General features: G+C 67.6%; 2 protein-coding genes. Both read left to right on the top strand.

All coding sequences use genetic code 11. The annotated features are described in order from the left end of the window. Positions 1 to 452 precede the first annotated feature (452 nt). Positions 453 to 581, top strand: a complete 129-nt coding sequence (locus tag V7E05_RS12740) for a hypothetical protein (protein WP_333620017.1) — start codon at positions 453 to 455, stop codon at positions 579 to 581. A gap of 144 nt (positions 582 to 725) precedes the next feature. Further along, positions 726 to 2059, top strand: a 1334-nt coding sequence (locus tag V7E05_RS12735) for a HEAT repeat domain-containing protein (protein ID WP_333620016.1), incomplete at its 3' end; no start/stop codon positions are given.

The raw sequence follows: 2059 nt of genomic DNA, 5'->3' as shown, positions 1-2059 counted from the left end.
AGCCGAAACCGTTGTTGGCGATGTCCTGGATGGAACCCATGATGTGTCTCCTTGAAGTCGTGGTGCCTTTGTTGGCGTGGCGCCCGGATCAGAACAGAATCATTTCTCCGGGGCGCTGTGCCTGAGGCGGCTAACCTCTTCACGCAACCTATCGGAGCCCCCTGCGAATTTCGTTACCGCTCCGTGTCGAAATCCCGAGAAATCCACGACCCGGTCAAAGTTGGACGATTAACCAAAACTATTAATAGCTGCGAAAACGCGCCTCTGTACCTCGTTAGCTTCCCTTAGTGTGATTTGGCTCACATAACGTTTCGGTAACCCGCGAGGGTGTTCGCTTGACCCTTCCGCGGTGTGAAGCCCTTGGGTGGACACCGAGGAGGCGGGTTCGAATGCCATATGGATTACAAGGGTCCAACGCGGGAACGGCCGTTGCCGCCGCGTTGACTGGTGGGGTGAATGCCTCCGCCCGGCTCCGCGCCGCGCTCCCGGCGGAGAGTGCGCCCGCGCCGGAATATGTCCCGCTGCTCGTGAGTCGGCTCGGTACGGAGCCCGACTTCTTCGTCCGCGACATGCTCACGTAGGCACTCTTACGACACCCCACGGATTCCGTACTTCCACTGCTCCGCGCGAAACTCGACTCCACCTGCGCGCAGGCGCGAGCCCAGGCGCTACATGCGCTGTCGAAGATCAAGGCGCCGGAGTCCTGGGGGTGGATTACCGATGTATTGATTGCCGATCCCGACGATGCGGTGGCCATGTCGGCGTGGAGGGCCGCCGTCATCCTCATTCCCGAATCCGAACGCGAACGGCTCGCGTGGACCCTGGCGGGGCAATTGCGGCGAGGGTCGGCGGGGATGCAGCGCGCGCTCGCGATGGCGTTCCGGGAGCTCGGGGGCGCAGCCGAGCCGGTGCTCGAAGCGGTGGCCTCGGGAAATATCCGCAGTGTGACTTCCGGGAACATCATCGGTGCAGGTGAGGGCGCGGGTCACGGGCAGGTTTCGGGAGAATCGGCGTCGGAAGATGGAGAGAAGGTCGATCCCGGGGTGGCTGAATGGCGACGGGCGCACGCCCGTGCGTCCCTGCATTTACTCCGGGATCCGGAGGCAGATTTCCGGCGGCTGCTCCACATCGAGGCGCTCCGAACGCTCGGCATGTCGTTGGCCGAGATGGGGCGGGCGCTCGCCGGCTCGCAAGGAGCCGGAGCTTCTACGGGGAATGGGCCTGCAGACGTCGACGCCGGCACGACCCTCGGCCATCTGATCGCGGAAACGCGTGAGCGAATTGCCCGCGAGCAGGACACTCTCGCCCGACTCGAACGGCTCGCGGCGGGCGGACCCGCAGACTGGGCGGAGGTACTCGACGCGATCGCCGGGATTTCTGCGCTGCGCGGCGACGATCCGGCAGCGCGGCAGCGCGTGGCACTCGATGCGCCGGGGCTCGCGATCGATGCGTCGGAGCTCGTCGCGGCGAGGCTCGCGGAGCGCGACGACAACGTCGCCGGGGCGCTGGGCTGGGCGCTCGCGCGCTCGGGGGATGCGGCGGCCGCGGCGCTGGCTTGGGCCGCACGGGCCGAGGGTCCGGAACTGCGGCGGGGCGTACTCCGCGCGCTGTCCTCGCTGGACGGCGATGAAGCGAAGGACGCTCTTTTGACGTTGCTACGTGACCCCGAGCCGGATAATCGTTCGCGGGCCGCGCTCGTTCTCGCCCGACGCGGATCGAAGGCTTCGCGGGAGAAACTGCTGGCGGTGCTCATGGAAGGGCGCAGCGACATCGAGGCGGCCGAGGCGCTCTCGGACCTTGCAGGCGGGGCCGCGGGCGAGGCGCTGCTGGCGGCCGAGTACGGCGCGCGGCTCGCGGATCCGGGAACGGCGGTCGAGTCCCGCCGGCGCCTGGTGCAGGCGCTCGCCGAACTCGGCCCGGGCGCCGGAGGGCGACGCTGCTCTCCGTGCCAGCGCGGCGATCGGGGATACGCAGGTCGCGCTCACTGCGCGGGCGATCCTCGACGCCCGAGCGGGCTAGCGAGCGCTGCTGCCTCTATCTCCCGGGGCCCAAATTCTTG

Source organism: Dietzia sp., assembly GCF_036741115.1.
Lineage (GTDB): Bacteria > Actinomycetota > Actinomycetes > Mycobacteriales > Mycobacteriaceae > Dietzia.
Note: the sequence above shows the minus strand (reverse complement) of the source record. Positions and strands in the feature narration are given on the sequence as shown.